Origin of the sequence: Vibrio sp. 10N.247.310.23, assembly GCF_041467155.1 — a bacterium.
Lineage (GTDB): Bacteria > Pseudomonadota > Gammaproteobacteria > Enterobacterales > Vibrionaceae > Vibrio > Vibrio crassostreae_C.
Genome location: NZ_JBFSTZ010000009.1, coordinates 16,174 through 41,050, shown reverse-complemented (window position 1 = coordinate 41,050; position 24,877 = coordinate 16,174). Strand labels below are relative to the sequence as shown.

Genomic DNA, 24,877 nt, shown 5'->3' with positions numbered 1-24,877 from the left:
ACAGTTTCACCTTTAACATTATCACAAGCATGAGAAGGACGACAAAAATGGGATTCTCTGCCCAAAATCACATCGACATTGGGGATTTTTTAGACACATAAAAAAGCCCCACCTATAGTGGGGCAAAACTTCCATCGCTTATAGTTATAGTGATAATTCTGTTGTTCTATTCGATTATCTAACCTGCGTTTCAGTTAGTGTGTAAAGGTATCTAATCGCTTAAATACCACACGTAAATCGTCGATTAACCGAAGTCACCGTTTACGTAACCTTTAGTACGATCATCTTTTGGTTCACTGAAGATAACGCTGGTTTCGTTATGCTCTACAAGCTCTCCCATTAGGAAGAAAGCCGTGCGGTCTGAGATACGACGCGCTTGCTGCATTGAGTGCGTTACGATAACGATAGTGAAGTCTTTCTTCAGATCTTCCATCAATTCTTCAATCTTGTGTGTCGCGATTGGGTCTAGAGCCGATGTTGGTTCATCCATCAGGATTACATCTGGTTCCATTGCAATGGTACGTGCGATACATAGACGCTGTTGTTGACCACCAGACAGACCAAATGCATGCGCTTTAAGACGGTCTTTTACTTCATCCCACAGTGCAGCACTGCGTAGCGAGCGCTCAACCACTTCATCGATGTGTTTTTTGTCTTTGATACCTTGAGCACGTAGGCCGTATGCCACGTTCTCGTAGATGCTCATTGGGAACGGGTTTGGCTTTTGGAATACCATGCCTACGCGGATACGTAGGTCAGCGACATCGATATTACCGTAGATGTCAGTGCCATCCATATCCAGCTTACCCTTAATCGTAACGCCTTCAATTAGGTCATTCATGCGGTTCAAACAACGCAATAGTGTTGATTTACCACAGCCAGACGGGCCAATCAGAGCAGTAACCTGGCGAGTTGGAATTGGCAGGTTGATAGATTTAAGCGCTTGGTTGTCGCCGTAAAACAGATCTAGGTTCTCAATATCAAATTTATTCATGTTCGTAATCTCTAAATTCTTAAATTCGTGTCTAACTTGGTGCTTTCTTTATCACGGGGGCTCGCTTTATTTATGAGCCAGCTAATGAGCTTAGTAAGTTGCCGTGTTGAAGCGTCTCGCAATCAGTTTTGTAACCATGTTGATCAAGAGAACCAGTACGATTAGGACTGTCGCCGTGCCGTAGGCTTGGTTCCATTCATCGATAGTAAATAGCTCTGTTGTCAGCTTATATAGGTGAACCGTTAGTGTACGGCCAGAATCGAATACCGACTCAGGAACACGTGCCACCATACCTGCTGTTAAAAATACAGGTGCTGATTCGCCAATTACACGACCAATACTAAGAATGACCGAAGTTAAGATACCTGGCATTGCGCTTGGTAAGATCAAACGCCAGATAGTGTAGATTTTTGAAGCGCCAAGGCCGTATGAGCCTTCGCGGTAAGTTTGTGGCACTGCCATCAATGCTTCTTCTGTAGTACGAATGATTACAGGAAGAATCAGGATACTTAGCGTTAGTGCACCCGACAGAATCGAGAAGCCAAGACCAAGAATCGAAACAAAGAAGGTCATACCGAACAGACCAAAGATGATCGATGGGATACCAGCTAACGACTCAGTACAGAATCGAATCACTTTCACCAATCGGCTACCTACTTTCGCATATTCAGTTAAGTATATCGCCGTCATGATGCCCAGTGGCGCGGCTACCGCAATCGATGCGATTACCATGTAGATCGTGGCAATGATCATTGGGAAAATACCACGTTCTTCACCAGTACGAGTGTAATCGTCAGTGATGAAGTTCCAATCTACGTATTGCAGACCGTTCGATAGGATGTACCAAATAATCCAGAATAAGAAACCAACGGTTACAGCTGCAGCTGCCCAGATAAAACCTTTTAGGATGTTATCTTTGATTTGACGTGCTTGTTTTAGTTTTACGCGATCCATATTACTTATCCTCGCCTACTTCGCTTTTTCACGGTTAAGATAAAGTAGAGCACCATTTAACATCATGATGAACACTAGAAGTACAACACCTGTTGCGTACAGTGCGTTAGCGTGAACGCCACTTGCGTAAGACATTTCAATTGCAATGTTTGCTGTTAGCGTACGAGCAGAGTCCAAAATGCCTTCTGGCATTGCTGGCGCGTTACCCATAACCATGATGATTGCCATCGTTTCGCCAAGTGCGCGGCCGATACCCAAAATCACACCAGTCATAATGCCTGAACGTGCAGCAGGAACGAGTAGCTTAAAAATCGTGTAGATTTTCGAAGCACCCAGTGCAAGTGAACCTTCTTTGTATGTACGAGGTACCGCACGAATCGAAGTTTCAGAAACCGTGATAACGGTAGGAAGAATCATGATACCCAGAACAATGATACCCGCCAGGATAGTGTTACCCGCTGGTACTTGGAAAACGTTTTGAATCATTGGAACGATAATTACTAGACCGAAGAAGCCGTAAACTACCGACGGGATACCCGCTAGAAGCTCAACTGCTGGTCGAATAATATCTGCAAGACGCTTTGGAGCAATCTCAGCAATAAAAATAGCGGTTAATACACCAACTGGCACACCAACAACTACAGCTCCAAGTGTCGAAACAATCGATGCAACAATCATGGTTGCAACACCGAATAGAGCTGGAGGTAACCAGTCAACACCCAGAACGATGCCAGAAACACCGGCCTCTTGGAATGCAGGGATACTCTCTGCAACGATAAAGTAAGCGATAACGGCTAGTGATACGATGCCGATTACAGCACTCGATAAGAACAAGCCGTGGAAGATTCTTTCTCTCCAGTCGATGCGCTTCTTAGCACGTAGACTTGGCTTGTTGATTTGAGTCGCTTCAGTATTCATAAGCTTTTCACTATTTGCGATGGTCATATATAAAATCTCAAACTTTGTGGCTCAATAAGAGCTCGAAATAAACAAAGTTGAAAGAAAAGGCTCAGCCTAAAGCAGGCTGAGCAATAATTAAGATTGAGTCAGTTAAGATTAGTTAACTGTGATGTAGCCTTTCTTACCAGCGATAGCTTGAGCTTCATCTGCAACCATCCAATCTAGGAATTGTTGAGTTTCAGCTGTTGGAGCGCCTGCTTTGTAAAGAACTAGGAATGGACGAGCAACTTTGTAAGAACCGTTCTTAACGTTGTCTACAGTCGCAGCAGCGCCGTCGATAGTTAGAGCTTGAACAGATTCGTCAACTGTACCTAGAGAGATAAAGCCGATAGCGTATGGGTTGCTTGCTACAGAAACTTTAAGTGCGCCGTTACCGTTTGCAACTTGTGCACGTTGAGAGATAGCCGATACTTTCTTATCGCCAATCTTCTTCTTAAGCTTCATGATGTCTTCGAATGCACCACGTGTACCTGATGCAGTATCACGAGTGATTGCTACGATTGGTTTATCAGCGCCGCCAACATCTTTCCAGTTAGTGATGTCGCCTTTGTAGATTGAAGTGATTTGCTCAGCAGTAAGAGCAGATACTTCGTTGTTCGGGTTAACAACAACTGCGATACCGTCACGAGCGATAACTAGCTCTTTCAGGTCAGCTGTTTTCTCTTCTTCTTTTAGGTCACGAGAAGAGATACCAAGGTCAGCACTTCCATTTTTTGCTGCTTTGATGCCTGCAGAAGAACCTGGTGCTTGAATTTCGATGAACACTGGTTCGCCTTTATTCATGTAGGTTTCTGCAAAAACTTCAACCAGTGGAGAAGCACTGTTAGAGCCAACTACAGAGATAGTTTCTTTAGCTGAAGCTGTATTCACTGTTAGAGCGCCTAGTAGTGCGATTGCACCGATAACTGTCTTTTTCATCACAAATTTCCTTTAGTGGCGTTATTGCCGTAATGTTTTGCTTGAACGAGGCCTACTTTAGAATCCGAATGTGACAGTTGTGTTTCACTTAATTGAAGCCTATATGACAACTACAAATTAATGGCTAATTTCTCTCCTACTCGATGAATTGATAGTCGCGTCCCCATCAGATGCAGTTAGTGAATGCAGGTCTCACCATCGTTTGAGCACCAAAAAGCTAGATTTCCTTCCCTATTTATATCGAATACTAACCAATATATTTCTCTATTTATCAATCAATTAGCCCTAACACGATGGATAAAAAGATCCACCTTTATCGCCATTTAGAACAATAAACAACCATCTATATCAAATACCTATCGCATATAACGAAATCAAAGCCTTTACTGATTGAATTGTCAGTCTCATTAGTTAGAATCGCCAACTAATTCTAATAATAATAATAATTCTCATCTATTTGTTTTATTCAAGAAGGACATTACATGCGCCAACTTCTCAGTGGCTTATCAATCAAAATACAAATTCTTATACCCGTACTATTTTCCGTCGTTTTACTTTTAGCCGGTGTCATTATCGGTAGTGAAAAGCTAGAAAGTGCATTCAAAGATGTATCAGTAGCGACCGACCAATTAATCTTACATAAAGAAGAACTAAGCGAAATCGTCGACAACAGCTATGGCATGCGCATCAAAGCGATTTACAGTCTATTCAATGCTGATGACGTAAAAACACTGGTTGAAACACTAAACCAAAAACGCGACCAAAATACTCGCCTACTGAATTCATTAGACACAGTGCCAGGCATGCAAGATGAAGTGGCCGCGATGAACAAAGCGATGAATCACTATGTCGACTTTTCTCGCACCACCATGCTTCCTCTATTAAGAGCGAAACACGGCGATACATCACTCTCTTCAGATTTTGAAAACCGCTACCAGATCGCAATCGACCAATACCGACACGCGGGTAATGACATGGTGCAAGCGATCAACACGCTTTCTAAAAAGTTGAATCTGCTTGCGACTCAAGAAGTCGACATCAATGGTCAGCAACACACCAGCACACTCGATACCGCAACCATTGCGCTTCTAGTGATCCTATCTGTAGCTCTAATTATCAGTTGGACGCTGGCTGGCATCATTGTTAAGCCGATCAGCAATATTCAAGCAACCATGCGCGAAGTGGCAAAAGGTAACTTGTTAGTTAAAGCAGAAGAGTATGGCGACAACGAAATCTCACGCCTAGCGCAAGACGTAAACCAGTCTGTTGAACAGCTGCGTGACACGGTAAGCTCGCTGTCTCGAATCAGTATCGAAGTGGCTTCTGCGTCGACAGAGCTAGCAGCAGTAATGACACAATCGAGCGTTAATTCAGACCAAGAAAAGCAAGAAGTAGAACAAGTTGCTTCTGCTGTAAACCAATTAGAAAGCACAGCAGCACACGTTAATGAGAACGCAGTACAAGCCGACTCAGCGTCTAAGCAAGCTGACGAAATGGCGACACACAGCATGAGCTTGTTTAATGAAAGCAACAAAGCTAACGAACAGATGGCGATTCAGCTAAGCGAAGCTGCAAATGTTGTGGGCACGCTAAAAGAGCACTCTGAACAGATTGGTAAAGTGATTGAGGTGATTCAAAGTATCTCTGAACAAACTAACCTGCTGGCGCTTAACGCAGCAATCGAAGCCGCTCGTGCAGGTGAAAGCGGTCGTGGTTTCGCAGTGGTTGCTGATGAAGTTCGAATGCTAGCGGCACGTACACAAGATTCAACCAAAGAGATCCAAACCATCATAGAAGGTTTGCAGGTTCAATCCGGTAACGCGAATGAAAGCATGAGCAGCTCATTATCTATGCTGGAACACAACCAAACTCTTGCAGGTGAAGTAAGCGCGGCGCTTTCAGGCATTGCTAACTCGGTAACGGACATGACTGAGATTAACACTCAGGTTGCCTCTGCCGCCGAAGAGCAAAGCCAAGTAACCTCAGACATCAACCGTAACATCTCAAACATCTACAGCCTAGTAAGCCAAAACGTTACCGGCATTACTCAAGCCGCTGCAGCAAGCCACGAGCTTTCTAACCTAGCAGAACAACAGAAGCAGCAGTTGGATTACTTTAAGGTATAGGCTTCAAGGTACGAAGTTCAAGGCAAACAGATTCAGGCTGTATGCTCTTTAGAACTCGCCGATAAACAAAAAGCCAGCCATCATGGCTGGTTTTTCGCTTTTAGACACTACTGACGAGATTCAGCCGCTCGAATTCTTTCAATCGCTTCTACCCTTCTAAGCTGTTCTGGTAGGAAATGTTCAGTCCTAAGTTGCGCAATCTTCTCTTGTTGTTCGGTTTTTGATAGGAATGAATCTTTCAAGACATCATTTCGTTCTGCGAAGTAGACCTCTAACGAGTCTTCAAAGGCCGCTCTTTGTTTATCAAGTGCTTCAAGTCTCTGGGTTGCTTCTTCACCGACAAGTTCGCTTCTCTTTAAGTATTTACCCTGTTCATCGAGACCTTCAGAGCTAGAGAGCTGTTGGAGTAACACCTGATTCTGGTGACTCGACTGAACATAATCAGGTTGCTCAGATAGATAGGATTCGAGTCTTTGTTGGTATTCTTCATCCTCTAATCCCTCCTGTTTCAGAAGTAACTTTTCTAAGGCGATTTCTCTCATTCTGTTGTCGTGCGTAAACAGAATACTTATCTCGCTCTCACTGAAAAACTGAGCTTGGAGGTCAAGGAGCGCTTGATTGAGTGCACGTAGATCATCAGCGGAAATGGATGTGGTACCGAACTGCACGTCCAACGATGTCAGTGCCGACTTATACTCAAGATATTTGGCAAACAGTGCTTCATCAACCACGGTTGTTGATGATTGTTCGTGGTGTTTCGCCACGTTGTCTCGAATACCTTCAAGGGTTAATTCTGTATTACCTGACACGAAATATTCCATCATGTCTTTTGCTGATGCGTTATCGATGTCGGTATCTTGCTGAGAGGTGACTTTCAATGAGGAGACGCGTTGTTCGTCGTCAGTATGTGTATCTTGATTATTTAGATATAAAAAGACCGCCGCTGTGCTCATCAGGGCTATCGTGGTTATCGACAAAATGGCGGTCTTTTTCATCATACTTCCCTTGTTTTCTTATTAAACGGCTTTGCAGACTACAAGCCAGCCAACTTCAATCGATTGGCATGCTGACGATATAGTGTTACAGGATCTGTCTCAAACAAGTGGTGAATTCCCAATAACCCATTAATCTCATCTAGGTGGTTCATTTTGTAATCATCACCAATCACTTTGCCCAAATGCGCGCTGCATGCTCCTACTAAGCCATCATTAGGTTCGTTGAAGGCTAAGCCTAGGATTGTCATCGCTCCGTCGGTAGGATCAAGAAGGTTGGTAAAAGTGGAAGACCCTGTCCATGAATAGTAATAAACGCCGTTACTTGCTTGCCACTCACCATCGCCACACTCAGACGTCGGAACGCCCTCAGGGTAAAACTGGTTGAAGGCTAGCGAGCCTTCTGTGGTCAATGCTTCAAGAGAAGCGAGGCCGTCTTGGTCGAGATCCGTTCCACCAGATAAAAGGTTAATCAGTGTCGTTAATCCACCTGCTAATTTAACCGCGATACCTTCTGTGACAGAGCCTTCAGATACGTTCCCTCGAACGAGATCAGCGACCTTAGAACCTTTATGCACACCGCCAATACTGGTCACTGAAGCAACAAGATCAGGTCGAACTGACGCAACATAACGAGCCGTAGGCCCACCGTGGCTATGACCAACCAGATTCACCTTACTTGCTCCTGTTGCAGCTAACAGCGTTTCAACTTGGCTGAGTAACTGTTCACCACGGACCTCTGAACTGTTGGTTGCAGAGACCTGAGCGACATATACGTTCGCGCCATCTTTGGTTAGGGATTCAGGTACGCCATAGAAATAGTCAACGCCCGCTAATGTATCGAAACCAAACAGACCATGTACCAACATAATGGGGTATTTCGTTTCAGTGTATCCGCTGGCTTCTAATGCTGATGCGCTCGTTCCGGCATATACACCAAAACTGGATAGGCAGGCTATCGTCCAAATTAATATCTTTTTCAATGCTCTTTCCTTAAACAGATTAGACCTCTGATGAGTAAAAGAACCGTAGATGATGATTTTATAAAACAGAAAGTAACGACTTCATATTTGTGATGGCGAACTTGAATTAAACAGGTGCGATGAACATCAGGCAAACAGAATCAGGAGAAAAAAACATAAGCAATTGATTAAATTAACATTTAACTAAGGTTGATGAGATTGTTCTTTCAATATCCCGACTCAAATATCAATTCAACATTCTCAATAAACCAAAATTATTCGACAAATAACCGTTTGGAAACAGGTATTTTTCAACCAAAACTCGTTGATAACTTGATGCTTATTCCATTAACGACACACCACAACCCTGAATGTATTGACGCTAATTATTGATTTTAGATATAGGTCGTACCAGTTATTTACTTATCCACTTATCCACTTATCAAGCAACAGCGTTTCTGTTTGGCTCATCTAAATATAAAAGAGAATACAGTGATGAAAAATACGGCTTTAATACTCACGTTAGCCCTGCCTTTTGGCGCTTATGCCGCTGAAGACTCAATACCAACACCTGAATCGATTACATCTGCACAAGTACTCAGTGCACAAGGCTCAGAGACCTATTCATATGTTAGATGTTGGTATCGAACCGATGCCTCTCATGATTCCCCAGCCACCGACTGGAAGTGGGCAAAGAAAGAGAGTGGTGATTACTACACGATCAACGGATATTGGTGGTCTTCTGTTTCTTTCAAAAACATGTTCTACAGTGATGCGCCTCAATCTGAAATCAAACAGCGTTGCGAACAGACGCTCGACATCCAACATGACGCCGCTGACATCACCTACTTTGCCGCAGATAATCGCTTCTCTTACAACCACTCAATCTGGACCAACGACAACGCTTTTCAAGCCAGTAGCATCAATCGTATTGTCACCTTTGGTGATAGCCTGTCCGACACTGGTAATCTATTTAATGGCTCACAATGGGTTTTTCCGAACGCAGATTCGTGGTTTTTAGGGCACTTTTCGAATGGTTTAGTCTGGACGGAGTATTTAGCAAAAGCGAAAGATGTCCCTCTGTATAACTGGGCTGTGGGTGGCGCCGCAGGTACCAACCAATACGTGGCATTGACTGGTGTTTATGATCAAGTCACCTCTTATCTGACCTACATGAAAGTCGCCAAAAACTATCGTCCGGAAAACTCACTGTTTACTTTAGAGTTTGGCCTCAATGACTTCATGAATTACAACCGAGAAGTCGCCGATGTAAAGGCTGACTTTAGCAGCGCGCTGATCCGCTTAACAGAATCTGGTGCGAACAATATCCTGCTGTTCACCTTACCCGATGCAACCAAAGCCCCTCAATTCAAATACTCTACCGAACAAGAGATAATAAAAGTTCGTGGCAAGATCTTAGAATTCAACCAGTTCATCAAAGCTCAAGCCGAGTATTACCAAGGTATGGGGAAAAACGTGGTGTTGTTCGATGCAAGTGCGTTGTTCGCCAGCATTACCGATAACCCAGAACAACATGGCTTTCGAAACGCGAGTGATGCTTGTCTTAATATCAATCGAAGCTCAGCCGCGGACTACTTGCGAAGCCACAGCTTAACCAATGACTGTGCCACCTATGGTTCAGACAGTTATGTATTTTGGGGCGTGACACACCCAACTACAGCTACTCATAAATACATTGCCGACCACATCTTGGCGTATTCGTTCTCGACGTTCAATTTCTAACTAAATATCGAAAAGTAATGGCTGAGCCAAGGTCGAGATACAAAAAAACCGCCTAATATTGGCGGTTTTTATTTATGTCAGTTTTACTAGCAAACGCTTTAAAACTGGCTGGTGATTACTCGTCGTCCACTTTTGGTGCGACTTTCTTCTTAGGGATAAACACGGTATCACCCACTGCCACATTTTGGTGGAAGCTCTTATCGCGCTTAACTGGTTTCTTCGGCGTTTTCTTCGCTTGAGTGTTGGTCTTCTTCTTAGCAGGACCGCCTTTAGCAAACGCAGGTTTACGAGGTTTAATACCTTTGAACTTACCTTTTAGGCCTTCAAGCACAGAGAAAGTAAGATCTTGTTGAAGGTAAAGCTCAACACGCTTGAAGCTGTCCCAGTCTTTTGGACCAACCAAAGAAATCGCATCGCCTTTGTTACCCGCACGGCCAGTACGACCTACACGGTGCACGTACTCTTCCGTATGCTTAGGCATATCAAAGTTGATAACGTGGCTCACGTTTGGAATATCAATACCACGTGAAGCAACATCGGTAGTTACCAAGATCTTGTAAACCGCACGCTCGAACTGGCTCATAATAGCATTACGTTGCGTTTGGTTTAGGTTACCACTCAGTGCTACCGCTTTAAGCTTCTTCTCGTTCAACTTATCTGTTAAACGGTCAGTATCAGCGCGTGTTGCTGTGAAGATCATTACCTGACGGTATTCAGCTTCTTCCAGTACACGGTCTAAAATCGCTTCTTTGTGATCTAGGTGATCACATAAGTAGAATTTCTGTGTGATATCTAAGTGTTGCTCGTTAGAAACACCAACAGAGATACGCTTAGGTGCGTCTAGCATTTCATTTGCAATGCCATTTACTTCAGCGTGATCTAACGTTGCAGAGAACATCAACGTTTGACGACGACGGTGTTTAGCTGCATTGGCAATGCGACGAAGTTCTGGAGCGAAACCCAGATCAAGCATACGGTCCGCTTCATCAAGGATTAGCGTTTCAACACCATCTAGGAACAATGAACGATGTTCTAGGTGGTCAGCAAGACGGCCTGGAGTCGCAACGATAAAACGAGGGTACTTACGCAGTGCTTTAACTTGGTCGTTAAAGTTCTCACCACCTAAGATAAGCGCCGCTTCATAAGACAGACCACCAAGCATGCTACGCAGTTCGCCGTAAACTTGCTTCGCTAGCTCACGAGTAGGAGCCAAAATTACACCACGAGGATCTTTAGCAGAAAACGCTTTTGTTTTTAATGCTTTATGTATCATTGGCAACACAAACGCCAATGTTTTTCCTGATCCCGTTTTTGATGAAGCCAATAGATCCTTACCAGCAATAGCAACAGGGATCGCTTTTGATTGGATCTCTGTCGCCTTCTTGAAGTCGTAATGTTTTAAGTTCTTCAGTAAGCGGTTATCTAAGCCTAAATCTTTAAAGTGCAAAGGACTCTCCAGTCATGATGGTATTGAATAAAATTAATTTAACGTGACATGATACCGCGAAAGTACTTTATAAGGATAGAGATCACAGTAAATTTATCCCTTTATCTATCTTTAGCTAGAACAACGTATGCATTGCTAGCAAAGGGATAGCTCTCCAAAAACACCTTCAAGTCGTCTCTAAATCCTTCATCTCATAAATGAGACACAACGTGATACTTAGCTAATTAACTCAAAAATTTAGCAATTTCTTTAGTTATTGTTTTTGCAGTTAAAAAATTAGTCGCTACAATCATTAATGAAGCGACTATATGATAAAGAATGTATAGCGCATCTTTTGATGATAAATAAGCAAGGAGTTCTTATGAATAAGACGTTAATCGCAGCTGCAGCATCAGTTTTCATTTTAGCCGGTTGTTCTTCAGAGCCAGAAGAAGCTGCAGTGTCAGAAATGGATCAACTAACTAACCAAGTCGCTCAACTAACAAGCGAAGTTGAAGCACTTAAGAGTGACAAAGCAGCCGCAGAAATGAAGGCTCAAGAAGCAGAAGCAGCCGCAATGGCAGCGAAAGAAGAAGCGGACCGTGCTAACGACCGTATCGACAACATCGCTGAGTCTTACACTAAGTAGTTTGAGATCTAATCGCGATTAAGCTGTAGATTAAATAAGTCGCAAAAAGCAGTATATAGACAGCACCACTTCTTATCGGATGTGGTGCTTTTTTTGGGTGACACTAATGCGAGTAAACAAGATAAAACCGCCCCTTGTTGCAGAAGAGGCAATCGAATTAAAACTCAATCACAGGTGGTGCTATCTCTACAGGTACGCCGTTTTGAGCAAAGATAACCGCTTTCGCCTTTGAATTTGGCAGTTCTGCGTCTTCAAGCCACCATTTTAGTTCCACAGGGATCTGTAATGATTTCTTTGAACCATCACTTCGAGTTAATGGCTCGTGCGCTTCTACAAACACACTTCTATCAGGCTCTAATGACACCTTAATCGGCTCATTGATAATGGTGACCTGTTCACCACGGTTCACTTGCTCAAACAGCCACTCAATGTCTTTAGGTTCCATTCGGATACAACCAGAGCTAACTCGTAAACCTATCCCGAAATCTTTGTTTGTACCATGGATCAAATAGTCGCCAGCGCCATAAGCAAGCCTCAAAGCGTACTCTCCCAATGGATTTTCCGGCCCGGCAGGAACCACTCTCGGTAATTCAATGCCCTTTTCAAGATACTCGTTGCGGATTGAATTTGGTGGCGTCCATGTTGGATTCGGTCTTTTTTGGCTTATCTTGGTGATCATCTCGGGAGTATCACGCCCCACTCGACCGATGCCGACAGGGAAAACATGCACCTGATTTTTCTCAGGCTCAAAGTAATACAACCTTAACTCAGCAAGATTGATGACAATCCCCTTTCTTGGGGTGTCAGGCAAAATCAAGCGGCTTGGAATGCTTAACACATAGCCTTCCGCGGGAAGAAAAGGATCCACCCCTTTGTTGGCTGCCATTAAAGAGAGAAAACCAATATCGTATTGCTTGGCAATGATGGCCAAGGTTTCGCCCGCCGCCACTTCATGCTGCTGGATTCTGCCCACAATGCGGCTTTCCGTTGGTGGCAATTCAAAGGTTGCAGCAGACACCCACGATGAAGCTATCCCGCTGGCAAGCAAAGTAGTTCTTACAACAAGCGACACCGCCCTGTGAAGTCGTGTTTTCATTGACGGCAAAGGCGTCGAGTTAGCGCAATGCGACATACAAATCCTTGGTTTGTCTTTTATCAAAGTTTAGATTATCTCTGATCAAACGTCTCTACAACGTATTGTTGTCTCGAAACTGATAGACAACAAGTTTATGTGTGGGCCTTTTCCTCTCATTCGCTTGCAATTAACCCATACAAAATCGATTGCCTTTACGCTTTCAACAGATTTAGTTATCAATATTAATAAAACTATAATGGCAGACCTGTTTTGTGACTAAAGTCTCATGGATCCACGTTCTAACTCGCTAATATTGCCTCAACAAAACGAATTCAATTCAACAGAATCGGTAATTGATTAAATCCTGTTCCTATAATTACCGTTTAAACTTTGGAGAACGACCATGGCTACACCTCATATTAATGCTCAAGCTGGTGATTTCGCAGAAACAGTACTTATGCCGGGCGACCCGCTTCGCGCAAAATACATTGCAGAAACATTCCTTGATGACGTGAAGCAAGTTTGTGACGTTCGCAACATGTTTGGCTACACAGGCACTTACAAAGGTAAGAAAGTTTCTGTAATGGGCCACGGTATGGGTATCCCATCATGCTGCATCTACGTACACGAGCTAATCGCTGAGTTCGGCGTGAAAAACGTTATTCGTGTAGGTAGCTGTGGCGCGGTACGTGACGACGTTAAACTAATGGACGTTGTTATCGGCATGGGTGCATCTACTGACTCAAAAGTAAACCGCATTCGTTTCAACAACCACGACTTCGCTGCTATCGCTGATTTCGGTCTTCTAGAAGAAGCAGTAAACCAAGCTCGTGCACAAGAAGTTCCAGTTAAAGTTGGTAACGTATTCTCTGCAGACCTTTTCTACACTCCAGAAGCTGACCTTTTCGAAAAAATGGAAAAGCTAGGCATCCTAGGTGTTGATATGGAAGCGGCTGGTATCTACGGCGTTGCTGCAGACCTTGGTGCTAAAGCACTAACTATCCTAACAGTATCTGACCACATCATCCGTGGTGAAAAACTAAGTTCTGAAGAGCGTCAAAAGTCTTTCAACGACATGATGAAAGTTGCTCTAGAGACAGCAATCAACATCTAACGATTTGATAAAAGATACATTGAAAAGCGTTACCCCGCAGCCAGGCTCGCTTGGCTGCTCAAATAATCCCGAGGGGGAGATCGTGTCTAACGACAAGCTGCCAAAAGATGCGGATGGTTTGCAACTCAACTTTTGTAAAACATTGGCGTGTGACAACTTTGGCTTGAGCGATGCAAAACGGTATGTTTTGCAACACGCGAACCCTAAGCGTCCAGCGATGGTTTGTCGTGAATGTGGAGCTTTCCCCCCCTTACTTAACAATCGTGAAGTGTTAAGCGAACTTCATCGCTTAAGACAACTTCACAGCGACGGGCTCCCTGCTTGTCGTAATGATGATTGCGATAACTTCGGCTTATCGGTTCATACCCATAAACATCTTTATCATGCCTTCGGCTACAGTGGCGACAGGCAGCGTTATCGATGCAAAGACTGCCAAACAACCTTCGTTGATAAATGGTCTGGATCCAATAAAAAACTCCAATTTCAAGAGAACCTCATGGGCTTACTGTTCATGGGCTATTCCGTACGTGAAATCTGCCGAAAATTAGAGATCAACCCAAAGACTTTCTATGATCATGTTGACCATATCGCGAGCCGTTGTCGTCGTAAATTAGCGATGATCGATGCACGATGGGTTAACCATGCGAAAGATTACGAGTTCGCATCTCACTACCAGCGTCTGCAACCACAAAGTAACAACGGTGTGGTGTGGATAGCGACGGGCGAGGCGCATTCTGGCTATATACTTTGCCAACACGTTAACTACTCTCAAAATGAAGAACCATCAGGAAACGTCGACCATAACCCTTATGATGATGTGGCACGATTTGTATCCAAAGAGCACTCTTCAGAAGCAAATCTCGAACTGCCTCAGCCCTCTGACAAACTAAAAGAGCGCATTGAACAGCAGTACCAAGTGATTCTTGCGAGAGGTAACGTTGAGGACCCTATGGGTAACCTCACCACATTTAGTTACCCTTCAAAAGGCGCTCTCATTCGACCGCCTTATACCTCTTATGCTCACTTCTTACATGTGTTGGATATGTGTAACGAAGACAAGCATGTCGCCATCTATATGCCACAAGATCCATTACTAAGATCTGCCGCTTTAAGTGTATGTTTGCCGCGCATTCAGAGTCAAAATATTGACCTCATGTATGTCGAAGAAGATTCAGGCTGGCAAGACGACCAAAGTTTTGAAAAGATCGACATCGTTCACATGAGTTGGTGGCGAGATCGCTGGGCTATTGCCAATCAGGGTGATAACCAGAAAGGTATCTGCTACCTAACCGGTAACAATCCAGAACCAAAACAGTGGTTTAACACAGCCTCAATTCAACAAACTAAGTTCTATCAACAGCGCTTTCAGTTGTTATTTGATAGCTTTATTAATGAGCCCAGACGTAAGCTTCGTCCTGGGGGCATTCTTCCATTGCTCGACATATTTAGAGCTTGGCACAATCTGTGCTACCAAGATAAGCAAGGGCTCACGGCAGCACAACGCTTAGGCGTAGCGGAGCTGCCATTAACTCTAAAGCAACTACTTTCATAGCAACAAAGCCTCTAGGTAATTATTCGGGAACTCATTGATTTTAAAGCGACAACATGAGGTAACACCCATAATTAGAAAAGATCGATGTTCCTTTGACGCTCTACGAAAGATAATTGGTGCTTATCTCAAATTACACTCTTATAATGATTGTGTTATCAATATGTTCGATAATCATGGATGTAAGTCTTGGACAAAAATCAGTACCTTCTTGAAACAGAATTAGAAAAACTCAAAACTCGAGTCGACTCTGAGCCATCGGTGATCCTAGAGATTGCCCAACAGTGCCTAGTCCGATCAGAGCAAGTTCTGTTTGAAGAGGGTGCCATCCAGTCATTAATGTTAATGGCAAGATGTAGCTGGAACCTGATGGATTACCAAAAAGGTTTAAAATACATCAAGGAAGCCTACAAGCGCCAAAGCCGATTAGATACCGATCTTTTTCTGCCCGAAATCCTCCATTTACACGCGCTCCAGTTCTGGGGACAAGCCAAGTACTATTCCGCCCAACAGTTCTGGATCAATGCTTTAGAGCAGTCCGCGTTGGTTGATGAAGTCGAAATTCAAATTGAATGCCTCATTGGCCTTGGCAATATTTGGCGGATGACCCACGAATATAAACTTGCACGTTCTACCCACCAGCTTGCCGTTAAAGTTGCTAACAACAGCCGCATTGGTTGGTTAGAGGGTAAAGCCAGAATACTGCTTGCGTGGGATTACTACCTGCTCAACAACTATGTTGAAATGCTGTCGGTATTGGACGGTGCAGAAGAAGCATTAAAAGACCATAAAGATAACACTTGGCATGCAGAGGTATGGGACTTTCGAGGCCTTGCCCTACTTGGTCTTGAACGCTTAGATGACGCGGAGCGCGCCACGGCCAAAGCGCACAATCTGGCAGTTAAACACAACCTAGTTTGGATGAAGGCGCACTCATACATCAGCCGAGCTAGATTGGAGCTCCTGAGAAAAAGACCAGAACAAGCGGCGGAATTACTGAGGCTCGCTGAGCAATCCGCAAACGAGTTCGATAATGGGGAGTTGCTAAGCCAAATCTGTTACCAACAATCTTTGGTAGCGGAAGAAAACCAAGACTTCCAAGCCGCGCTCGTCGCCTTTAAAAAGTACCGTCAATATTCTATCGGCATGCTCAAAGAGCAAACGACACGTGTTGGGTTAGATAAAGCGCGCAGTTCAAAACGCCAGCTTGAACAGAGAGCACGAAAACTGATTAACCGTATTCGCGGCCAGCACGAGTACGATCCTGAAAAGCACCTCTCTTACGTTGTCTCTGAAACCTTTTGGTGGGAAAAGTTGGTGCTGTTCAAGACAGAGCTTAAACGCTCGAACCACAGCATCATTATGTTCCATCATGTCGATACTGATTACTTAGATGTTTGCACCGAGATTGCTCATGCTTTATGTAACCAGAATGACTTCATTGCAAGACTAAGTTCTGAACGTGTGGCCCTTATGCTTTCCGAAAAAGGCGAAGCCGCAGAGCAAACCTTCCAAACTCTCAGCACCATGCTCGATATCTATCCATGGCATAGAAAAGGATTAAAAGGTTCGAAACCAAGCGTCAGCCTCAATGATATTTTGACGTTCCCGTTCACGCTTGAACAACTCGAAGAAGACGATGCTGAGGTAATAGAATAATGGAAACTCTATTAAGCAAGATCACAGACGCCGGTTTAGACCCTTCATCAGTATCAGGTGAAGAAGCGATCATCTTCTGGAACCACATTCGTCAGCACGTTTCGACAACGCAAACAGAGCAAGCGCACTGCTATATCATTAGCTCTGAATACCGTGCCGAGTTACAACAAAATCAAACCAGTATCGAAGAGTTGAGACGAGCACTCGATCTGCTCCACCTTCCTGCCGATATCGAAGATATTCTGACAGTCAAAACCAGTTTAAGTGACCGCTTAGTTGAAACTGGTGATTACACCTCAGCACTCAATGAATTCGTCAGTTCGTCGACTATCGCGGTTGAACACGGTCATATCGATGAGTATGTATTAGCTATTTTAGGCATGGGCAACCTGTGTGATTCCTATGGCGATCACAACAGAGCACTTCGTTACTACCAAAAAATCAGCAGCATAGACCATGCGATAAGCAGTCGCTCACTTCGTCTCAAATTCAAGCTGCATATGGTAGCAAGCCTACTTCTACTCAATCGCATTACAGCAGCCAGCGATTTACTGAATGAGTGCGAAGAACTGAGTATTTTGGTGAGTGACAAGTTGCTCACAGCCCAAATATTGCTTTACCAAGCGAAAGTTCTGCGCGCTAAGAAAAAATACCATGAAGCGCTACGCTGTCTGTCCAAGGTTCAATACCCAGCCAACAGCACTCAAGCAAGCTGGCTCGCGACCATGACTCGTCTAGAGCTCTCACATTGCCTAAGTGCAACCGGCAAGCAAGACTACGCGAGCATGATTTTGTCGAGCACAGACAAACGCGTGAAAGCCTACTCATCGCCAGTACTTGCAAAACGATTCTACGATTCGCTGAGTGATGTGTGTATGAATCAAGGGCGTTTTCAAGAAGCGCTAAGCTATGAGAAAAAAGGCTACCGAATTGAAACCGATCTGATGAAGCAGATCCCGATCAGTGAACTCGGTGCAAGCCAACTACGCCGCCTGTCCCGTTTTGAATTACAACTCAAACTCATTCTCTCTGAACAAGAAAACAAAGAGCTGAAAGAGACAACGGAACAACACAAGAATGCGGTTGCTCAGCTTCAACAAGACGTATTCACCGATCCATTGACAGGGTTACACAACCGTCGCTGGTTAGATGTGAAACTGAAAGACATGCTGCTGCACGATACCTCTTTCGCGCTGATGGTTATTGATATTGACCACTTCAAGTCTATCAATGATGAACTGAGTCACTTAGTGGGCGATAAAGCGATTGTTAGTGTGTCTCAAGAGCTACGTTCATACTTTAAGTTTAGAGGCGCGTCATGTGTCAGATTTGGTGGAGAAGAGTTCCTCGTCATTCTAGAGAACACTGATCTTCCGAAGGCAGAAATGCACTCTGAAAATTATCGAGAGCGCATCTTCCAATTTGGATGGCATGAAATACTTGGGGAGCGCGGTTTGACCGTGAGTATTGGTATCACTTTGCATCGTGACGGAGAGAATACTCAACGCACCTTCTACCGTGCGGATAAAGCGCTATACCGAGCTAAAGCCAACGGCCGTAATCAAGTGTGTACAGAGTAGTGGGATATAGCTCTGTAGCTTAGGCCAACTGCTTATTGATAAAAGAACAGAGAAATACCAGCAAGGGCGGCAAGTGTGCCTATGATACTTTGCTTTGACACCTTCTCCCCTTTCAGCGCATAAATCACCAAAATAAAGACCGGGCTGGTCGCTATCAACGTTTGTGCAATCGCAGGGTTAGCATTCTTCAACGCCACTTGTTGAAGCCATAGAGCGAGAAACGTCCCGACAAAGATTGCTCCTAATAACCACAGTTTATCGAGCTTGGTCATTTCCCATAAATCTCTTTTTATCGATGAATACGGCTTCTTTTCAACGAAAGGGATAATCAGCATCACAGCAAACACGCCAATCGTCAGGCGAATCAAAGCACCTAACAATGGTGGAATATCACCCGCCACTAACGCGTAATGAGAAATCACCACACCAGATGCCTGACAGACACTCGCCACAAGCCCATAACCAATGCCACCCCACTGCGCTTTGTTATTCGATTCACCGCTCGCCGATTTTGATGGCTGGAAGACAACGAAGGTCACCGCTAGTGTTGTAATCACGACACCGAGCCAACTTTGCACTGTCAATACAGCGCCCAGGAACATTAATGCCAGCACACCAGAAAGAGGCGGGGCTAAAGATTCCAGTAACAGCGTCTTATTGGCACCGATTCTTTTCAACGCCGCAAAATAGGCGCTATCTCCAATCGCAATGCCAATCACACCTGAAATTGCCAATATCAGAAAATGGTTGGTACTCAGTTCAAACTCCGGCATCGGAATAAGAGGCATCACCAGCAACATCATCCCTGACGCCACTACACCCTTAACAATGTTCAATTGCATCGCAGAGAAGCGATGTCCAAATTGCCCATAGATCCATGTCGCACATGCCCACACAATTGCAGCGCCAATGGCCGCCAATTCACCTATATACATCCGTATTTATCCCTTGTGGTTATGCACGTCATTTAGAATCGTAGCTGTCATCATTTCAGCTGAAATACCAACCAGAAAGCCGAAATAGCCTCTTCAAACGCGATGAGATTTTATAAGATTCATCAATGCTTTTATTCGCATTAGAAGCGACAACACATTATTTTCAACTCGGTAAATCATTTTTATAACAATTACTTGGATGATAGCGTAGTATATTTATAACTAATATCTAACATTACAAGGATCTGTTATGTTTTTAGACTACTTTGCGCTCGGCTTACTTATTTTCGTAGCATTAGTAATCTTTTACGGCATCATCGTTATTCACGATATTCCCTATGAAATTGCGAAAGAACGCAATCACCCTCATCAAGATGCTATTCACGTCTCAGGCTGGGTTAGCCTATTCACTTTACATACTATTTGGCCATTTCTTTGGATTTGGGCAACATTATGGCGCAAAGATCGTGGTTGGGGCTTCGCTAAATTAGAAGAAGAACAACACGATATTCATCATCGCGTCGATATTCTCATCGATCAAGTGAGTACTCTTCAGGAAGAAATCGCACAGCTCAAGCAAGCAGGTGCTGAACAAAGCAGTCCAGAGAAAGAGACAAACAACGTTCAAGATCAGGAGGCTAAGTAATGGATTTACTGCTGATAATGACCTATGCGGCACTTTGTATCACCATTTTCAAGGTGTTCAATATACCGCTAAATAAATGGACAGTACCTACTGCCGTACTTGGAGGTGTGATCATAGTAGGTACCCTAATTCTACTAATGAACTACAACCATCCATTTACACAAATCGGTAACCAAGTTTACTCAACAACGCCAGTCGTTTCAGGCGTTAGGGGTAAAGTTATCGAAGTGCCTGTAGAAGCAAACAAACCACTGAAGCAAGGGGATATTCTTTTCAAAATCGACCCAGTTCCATTCGAAGCTGAAGTCGCAAGGTTAGAAGCTAAGGTAAAAGAAGCAAGCCAAGGTGCGCTTGGAATGGAATCTGAAGTGGTTGAAGCAGAGGCTGCAAAAATCAAAGCCATCGCGGAAAGAGATAAAGCTCAACGTGAGTTTTCTCGTTACAAGCGCGGTTACGACAGTGGCGCTTTTACCGAGCAGCAATTGGATACTCGCAGACAAGCTTACAAGGCATCAGAAGCCGCCGTGAAAGTGGCAGATGCTAATCTAGAACAGGCAAAAATCGCCTTAGACTCTGAAATTGGTGGCGAGAATACAGCCGTTTTAAGCTTACTGGCTGAATTGCGTAAAGCTCAGTTTGATTTAGAGCAAACCGTGGTTCGAGCTCCCACTGACGGATACGTTACGCAGCTAGCATTGCGCCCAGGTGTAATGGCAGTACCACTTCCTTTAGCTCCCGTGATGACGTTTGTTCACACTGAAGCTCAGTTCTATACCGCTGCATTTAGACAGAACTCCTTACAACGCCTACAACCGGGTTACGAAGCTGAGTTCCTGTTTAGAGCATTGCCAGGAAAAATATTTAAAGGACGTATGGATGAAGTGATTCCAGCTATTGGTGAGAGCCAATTCCAAGCTAGAGGCGCGCTTCTAGGTACTGATGCGTTGCGTACTAGTGGTCGTGTGTTTGTTAAATTGAGCATCACTGATGACCTGTCTGACTACCATTTACCTATGGGTACCGCGGTTGAAGTTGCCGTTTATTCTGACAGCTTCACCCACGTTTCAATCATGCGCAAGGTCCTTATTCGCATGAAGAGTTGGCAAAACTATCTATATCTAGACCACTAACTATACCTAGACCACTAAACGGTCGTAGATATGTGACGAACCCGCTTAACACATTGTTAAGACGAATGAAAAAGTCAGACTCGCTCTGGCTTTTTTGTTGCTGGATTAACCGTAAAATTACGCTTTTTACACGATATTTAGGTGTTCAGATGGAATTTTAGACATCTAGACACTTACCTTCCCTTATGGAAGGGTTCTACTGTATAATGCGCGCCTTATTTTTTATATTTGCCCAAAAAACGTTCTCATTGAGACGCATATTAATAATGGCGAATATTTATTCTTTATTTTGCTTTATTTTTCAGAATTCGAGGTTATCTATGAACTTTTCAGCTAAAACAGTGGTCGTTATCGCCATTGGCGCGGCACTGTACGGCATTGGTGGTTTACCTATGTTTGGTGTCCCAGTGTTTGCTAACACGACATTGAAACCAGCAATGGCAGTTCTAGCACTGTTTTCTGTTTTGTTCGGCCCTATTGTTGGCTTCTTAGTTGGCTTTATCGGTCACTGGGTAACGGATCTGTTCGCAGGCTGGGGTGTGTGGTTAACTTGGGTTTTAGGCTCAGGTATCGTAGGCATGGTTATCGGCTTATTCCCGATGTTGACCAAGAACCGCCTTCAGCAAGGTGAGTTGCCTATGAAGGACTTCGCGCTGTTTGTGGTACTTGCCCTTGCCGGTAATGTGGTTGGTTACGGCTGCTCTGCATTCCTAGATACCATCCTTTATGCAGAACCGTTTACTAAAGTCTTCACTCAACTCTCTATCATTGCTGCGGGTAACACCGTTCTGATCGCTGTTGTTGGCTTACTGATCCTAAAATCAGTCGCTAAACGCAACAAACAAAGCCGTAACCTGACTGAGGCATAAGCGATAATGACTATAGCATTTTCGAACTTCTCTTTTAGATATGAGTCGCTGGATAAACCGACGCTAAAAAATATCAATCTAAGGATAGAGAAAGGAGAGAAAATCGTCATTATTGGACCAAGCGGTAGTGGTAAATCTACCCTAGGTCAATGCCTTAACGGTCTGATTCCTCATGCTATCAAAGGTGAGGTGACTGGCTCTCTAGAGATCAACGGTAAGAACATTTCTGATTTTTCTATGCACGACTATACCGAGCAGGTTGGCACAGTATTACAAGATACTGATAGCCAATTTGTCGGTTTGAGTATTGGCGAAGACATCGCATTCGCACTGGAAAATCAGTTAGTGTCGAACATTGATATGTACCCTCTGGTTAAGTCGACAGCAAAAATGGTCGACTTAGCAGATATGCTTGATCGCTCGCCACATGATTTATCCGGCGGCCAGAAACAACGCGTGTCATTAGCGGGCATCTTAGTTGATGACGTTGACATCCTGTTGTTTGATGAACCTTTGGCTAGCCTTGACCCGAAAACGGGTAAAGCGACTATCGAAATCATCGACCAACTTCATAAAGAAACCAACAAGACTATAGTCATCATCGAGCATCGCCTTGAAGATGTACTACATCGCGATATCGATCGAGTGATCTTGATGGAGAGCGGTGAAATTGTCGCGGACATGACACCCGATGAAATCTTAGCTTCTGAACTGCTTGAAACACACGGTATTCGTGAACCACTTTATTTATCTGCTCTGAAGGCAGCGAAAGCACCTTTGACCAGTGAAGATAAGCTATCAAACCTCAAAGCTCTCGATTACAAAAGATTCCGCCCTGCGGTTCAGGCTTGGTTTGCAGAGCGCCCGACTCCAGTTGCTGAGAAGCAGTACCAACCTTTGCTTGAGGTCCACGGCCTGACTTACTCTTACGATGGTGAAAAGAACGCTCTCGAAGATGTCAGCTTTAAGATTGGTAAGGGTGAGTTCGTTTCAATCTTAGGCAAAAACGGTTCAGGCAAATCTACCATCACTAAACTCATCATGGGTGTGATCGATGCCGATTCAGGCTCTTCCTATCTAAATGGTGAAGACCTATCTGAGCTTTCTATCTTTGAAAGAAGCCAGAAAGTCGGTGTCGTGATGCAGAACCCAAATCATATGATCTCTCATCATATGATTTTTGATGAAGTTGCATTCGGTCTGCGTAATCGTGGGGTTGCAGAGCAGGAAATCAAAGAGAAGGTGGAAAACGTTCTTGAGCTGTGTGGCTTGAGCAAGTTCCGCCACTGGCCAATCGAAGCGCTAAGCTACGGTCAGAAAAAACGCGTAACGATCGCTTCTATCTTAGTATTGGAGCCAGAGCTTCTGATCTTGGATGAACCAACAGCGGGTCAAGATTACCGCAACTACACCTCAATGCTGGCGTTTATCCAAAAGCTTAACCGCGAGTTAGGTATCACCGTCGTGATCATTTCACACGACATGCACCTTGTTCTAGAGTACACCACACGCTCAATTGTCATTGCTGACAGCAAGCTGATTGCCAATGCCGCGATGACGGAAGTATTCAGTCAGCCATCGCTGTTAGAACGCGCAAATCTTTGTACCACCAGCATTTATGAACTCGCGACTATGATGAAAATCGACGACACCAATGCGTTTATGCAGTACTTCATCGACTACGAGAGAAGCGCTCAATGAACGTATCAAAAGTAAAATTCGGCATCAATTACATTGATACAAAATCACCGCTTCATGCACTTAACGGCATCACCAAATTTGCGCTCTTCTTAGCTTGGGTAACCGTGGTCTTAACTACGTTCGACCTAAGATTGATTGCACTGCTTATTGTGACTGGTTTATACCTGCTAAAGCTGACCAATGTGCCTGTACGCGTATATAAGCCTCTGTTATTGGGTACGGCGAGTGTATTGAGCCTAAATGCTTTGTTCATGTATCTGCTGGCTCCACAGCAAGGTACTGAGCTCATCGGCAGCAAAACCTTATTGCTGACATTGCCGGGTAACTACTCGTTGAGCCAAGAGACTCTGTTTTACTTGGTTACTGTGACGCTCAAATACATGAGCATGTTCCCGATAGCGTTGATTTTTGTCTTCACAACGCATCCGACTGAGTTTGCAGCTAGCCTCAACCGTATCGGTGTTCCTTACAAGATCGCCTATGCGGTCAGCTTAACACTGCGTTACTTGCCAGAAGTTAAGAAAGACTTCATCAATATCATGCATGCTCAACAGGCTCGTGGTGTAGAGCTCTCAAAGAAAGCGCCTCTAATTACTCGAATCAAAAATGTGGCTAAGGTTCTAGGCCCGCTCATTTTCTCTAGCTTGGACCGAGCAGACGAGATCTCTAACGCAATGACGTTACGAGGTTTTGGCCGACACAAAGCTCGCATTTGGTATAGCTATGCACCTTTGAAACGTATCGACTTTGTTTGTTTAGGTGTCATCGCTTTTATCGTGGTGTTAGCCATTGCGAAACGCATTCTAGAGCCGCAGTTATTTTGGTATCCGTTCTAGTCATCTGAATTAGCATTGATAAACAAAGACTTTAAATAACACACCGCTCAATAGGGCGG

At 44.1% G+C, this 24,877-nt stretch carries 21 protein-coding genes; 12 read left to right on the top strand and 9 right to left on the bottom strand.

The window, feature by feature from the left end:
- Positions 1-244: 244 nt before the first annotated feature.
- From pstB to AB6D93_RS08780, 4 genes are all read right to left on the bottom strand, one after another.
- Positions 245-994 carry a phosphate ABC transporter ATP-binding protein PstB gene (gene pstB / locus AB6D93_RS08795; protein ID WP_004737715.1) on the bottom strand — a complete coding sequence of 250 codons (750 nt, stop codon included), beginning with the start codon at positions 992-994 and terminating at the stop codon, positions 245-247.
- Positions 995-1,084: 90 nt separating this feature from the next.
- Complete coding sequence (gene pstA, locus AB6D93_RS08790; protein WP_048661034.1) at positions 1,085-1,948, bottom strand: phosphate ABC transporter permease PstA; 864 nt, start codon at positions 1,946-1,948, stop codon at positions 1,085-1,087.
- Positions 1,949-1,963: 15 nt separating this feature from the next.
- Positions 1,964-2,893 carry a phosphate ABC transporter permease subunit PstC gene (gene pstC, locus AB6D93_RS08785; protein ID WP_017064255.1) on the bottom strand — a complete coding sequence of 310 codons (930 nt, stop codon included), beginning with the start codon at positions 2,891-2,893 and terminating at the stop codon, positions 1,964-1,966.
- A 111-nt stretch (positions 2,894-3,004) separates the two neighbouring features.
- A complete protein-coding gene (locus tag AB6D93_RS08780) occupies positions 3,005-3,826 on the bottom strand; it encodes a phosphate ABC transporter substrate-binding protein (protein WP_017064254.1) in 822 nt (273 codons plus the stop codon).
- Positions 3,827-4,308: 482 nt separating this feature from the next.
- On the opposite strand from AB6D93_RS08780, the gene AB6D93_RS08775 reads away from it, so the two are divergent.
- Positions 4,309-5,952, top strand: coding sequence for a methyl-accepting chemotaxis protein (locus tag AB6D93_RS08775; RefSeq protein ID WP_102332718.1), 1,644 nt, complete (start codon positions 4,309-4,311; stop codon positions 5,950-5,952).
- Between the two features lie 107 nt (positions 5,953-6,059).
- Here the strand turns inward: AB6D93_RS08775 and AB6D93_RS08770 are convergent, their stop codons facing one another.
- A complete protein-coding gene (locus tag AB6D93_RS08770) occupies positions 6,060-6,947 on the bottom strand; it encodes a lipase secretion chaperone (protein WP_102332719.1) in 888 nt (295 codons plus the stop codon).
- A gap of 38 nt (positions 6,948-6,985) precedes the next feature.
- On the bottom strand, positions 6,986-7,927 hold the full coding sequence (locus AB6D93_RS08765) for a triacylglycerol lipase (protein WP_050547032.1): 942 nt from the start codon (positions 7,925-7,927) through the stop codon (positions 6,986-6,988).
- Positions 7,928-8,401: 474 nt separating this feature from the next.
- On the opposite strand from AB6D93_RS08765, the gene AB6D93_RS08760 reads away from it, so the two are divergent.
- Positions 8,402-9,649 (top strand): SGNH/GDSL hydrolase family protein, encoded by a 1,248-nt coding sequence (locus AB6D93_RS08760; protein ID WP_102332720.1) that lies wholly within the window; start codon positions 8,402-8,404, stop codon positions 9,647-9,649.
- Between the two features lie 115 nt (positions 9,650-9,764).
- Here the strand turns inward: AB6D93_RS08760 and AB6D93_RS08755 are convergent, their stop codons facing one another.
- Positions 9,765-11,096, bottom strand: coding sequence for a DEAD/DEAH box helicase (locus AB6D93_RS08755; RefSeq protein WP_017061883.1), 1,332 nt, complete (start codon positions 11,094-11,096; stop codon positions 9,765-9,767).
- Between the two features lie 361 nt (positions 11,097-11,457).
- On the opposite strand from AB6D93_RS08755, the gene AB6D93_RS08750 reads away from it, so the two are divergent.
- On the top strand, positions 11,458-11,724 hold the full coding sequence (locus AB6D93_RS08750) for an Lpp/OprI family alanine-zipper lipoprotein (protein ID WP_017064250.1): 267 nt from the start codon (positions 11,458-11,460) through the stop codon (positions 11,722-11,724).
- A gap of 157 nt (positions 11,725-11,881) precedes the next feature.
- On the opposite strand, the gene AB6D93_RS08745 is transcribed toward AB6D93_RS08750, so the two are convergent.
- Positions 11,882-12,856 carry a L,D-transpeptidase family protein gene (locus AB6D93_RS08745; protein WP_029235850.1) on the bottom strand — a complete coding sequence of 325 codons (975 nt, stop codon included), beginning with the start codon at positions 12,854-12,856 and terminating at the stop codon, positions 11,882-11,884.
- A gap of 346 nt (positions 12,857-13,202) precedes the next feature.
- Between AB6D93_RS08745 and deoD the strand changes: the two genes are divergently transcribed.
- The 4 genes from deoD (at position 13,203) to AB6D93_RS08725 (ending at position 18,701) form a co-directional block, all read left to right on the top strand.
- Positions 13,203-13,913: a purine-nucleoside phosphorylase gene (deoD, locus tag AB6D93_RS08740; RefSeq protein ID WP_017061880.1), complete on the top strand. Its 711-nt coding sequence runs from the start codon at positions 13,203-13,205 to the stop codon at positions 13,911-13,913.
- A gap of 82 nt (positions 13,914-13,995) precedes the next feature.
- Positions 13,996-15,465, top strand: coding sequence for a lactate dehydrogenase (locus tag AB6D93_RS08735; RefSeq protein ID WP_017064249.1), 1,470 nt, complete (start codon positions 13,996-13,998; stop codon positions 15,463-15,465).
- 186 nt (positions 15,466-15,651) lie between these two features.
- Positions 15,652-17,121: a hypothetical protein gene (locus AB6D93_RS08730; protein WP_102332721.1), complete on the top strand. Its 1,470-nt coding sequence runs from the start codon at positions 15,652-15,654 to the stop codon at positions 17,119-17,121.
- On the top strand, positions 17,121-18,701 hold the full coding sequence (locus AB6D93_RS08725) for a GGDEF domain-containing protein (RefSeq protein WP_102332722.1): 1,581 nt from the start codon (positions 17,121-17,123) through the stop codon (positions 18,699-18,701). The genes AB6D93_RS08730 and AB6D93_RS08725 overlap by 1 nt, the downstream gene beginning before the upstream one ends.
- 32 nt (positions 18,702-18,733) lie before the next feature.
- On the opposite strand, the gene AB6D93_RS08720 is transcribed toward AB6D93_RS08725, so the two are convergent.
- On the bottom strand, positions 18,734-19,636 hold the full coding sequence (locus tag AB6D93_RS08720; RefSeq protein ID WP_017061876.1) for a DMT family transporter: 903 nt from the start codon (positions 19,634-19,636) through the stop codon (positions 18,734-18,736).
- A gap of 250 nt (positions 19,637-19,886) precedes the next feature.
- On the opposite strand from AB6D93_RS08720, the gene AB6D93_RS08715 reads away from it, so the two are divergent.
- From AB6D93_RS08715 to AB6D93_RS08695, 5 genes are all read left to right on the top strand, one after another.
- Positions 19,887-20,282: a DUF3302 domain-containing protein gene (locus AB6D93_RS08715; RefSeq protein WP_017064245.1), complete on the top strand. Its 396-nt coding sequence runs from the start codon at positions 19,887-19,889 to the stop codon at positions 20,280-20,282.
- Positions 20,282-21,412 carry an HlyD family secretion protein gene (locus AB6D93_RS08710; protein ID WP_102332723.1) on the top strand — a complete coding sequence of 377 codons (1,131 nt, stop codon included), beginning with the start codon at positions 20,282-20,284 and terminating at the stop codon, positions 21,410-21,412. The genes AB6D93_RS08715 and AB6D93_RS08710 overlap by 1 nt, the downstream gene beginning before the upstream one ends.
- 320 nt (positions 21,413-21,732) lie before the next feature.
- Positions 21,733-22,281: an ECF-type riboflavin transporter substrate-binding protein gene (locus AB6D93_RS08705; RefSeq protein WP_017066579.1), complete on the top strand. Its 549-nt coding sequence runs from the start codon at positions 21,733-21,735 to the stop codon at positions 22,279-22,281.
- A 6-nt stretch (positions 22,282-22,287) separates the two neighbouring features.
- Positions 22,288-23,982, top strand: coding sequence for an ABC transporter ATP-binding protein (locus AB6D93_RS08700; RefSeq protein WP_102332724.1), 1,695 nt, complete (start codon positions 22,288-22,290; stop codon positions 23,980-23,982).
- Positions 23,979-24,818: an energy-coupling factor transporter transmembrane protein EcfT gene (locus AB6D93_RS08695; RefSeq protein ID WP_102332725.1), complete on the top strand. Its 840-nt coding sequence runs from the start codon at positions 23,979-23,981 to the stop codon at positions 24,816-24,818. Before AB6D93_RS08700 ends, AB6D93_RS08695 begins: the two co-directional genes overlap by 4 nt.
- Positions 24,819-24,877: the final 59 nt, after the last annotated feature.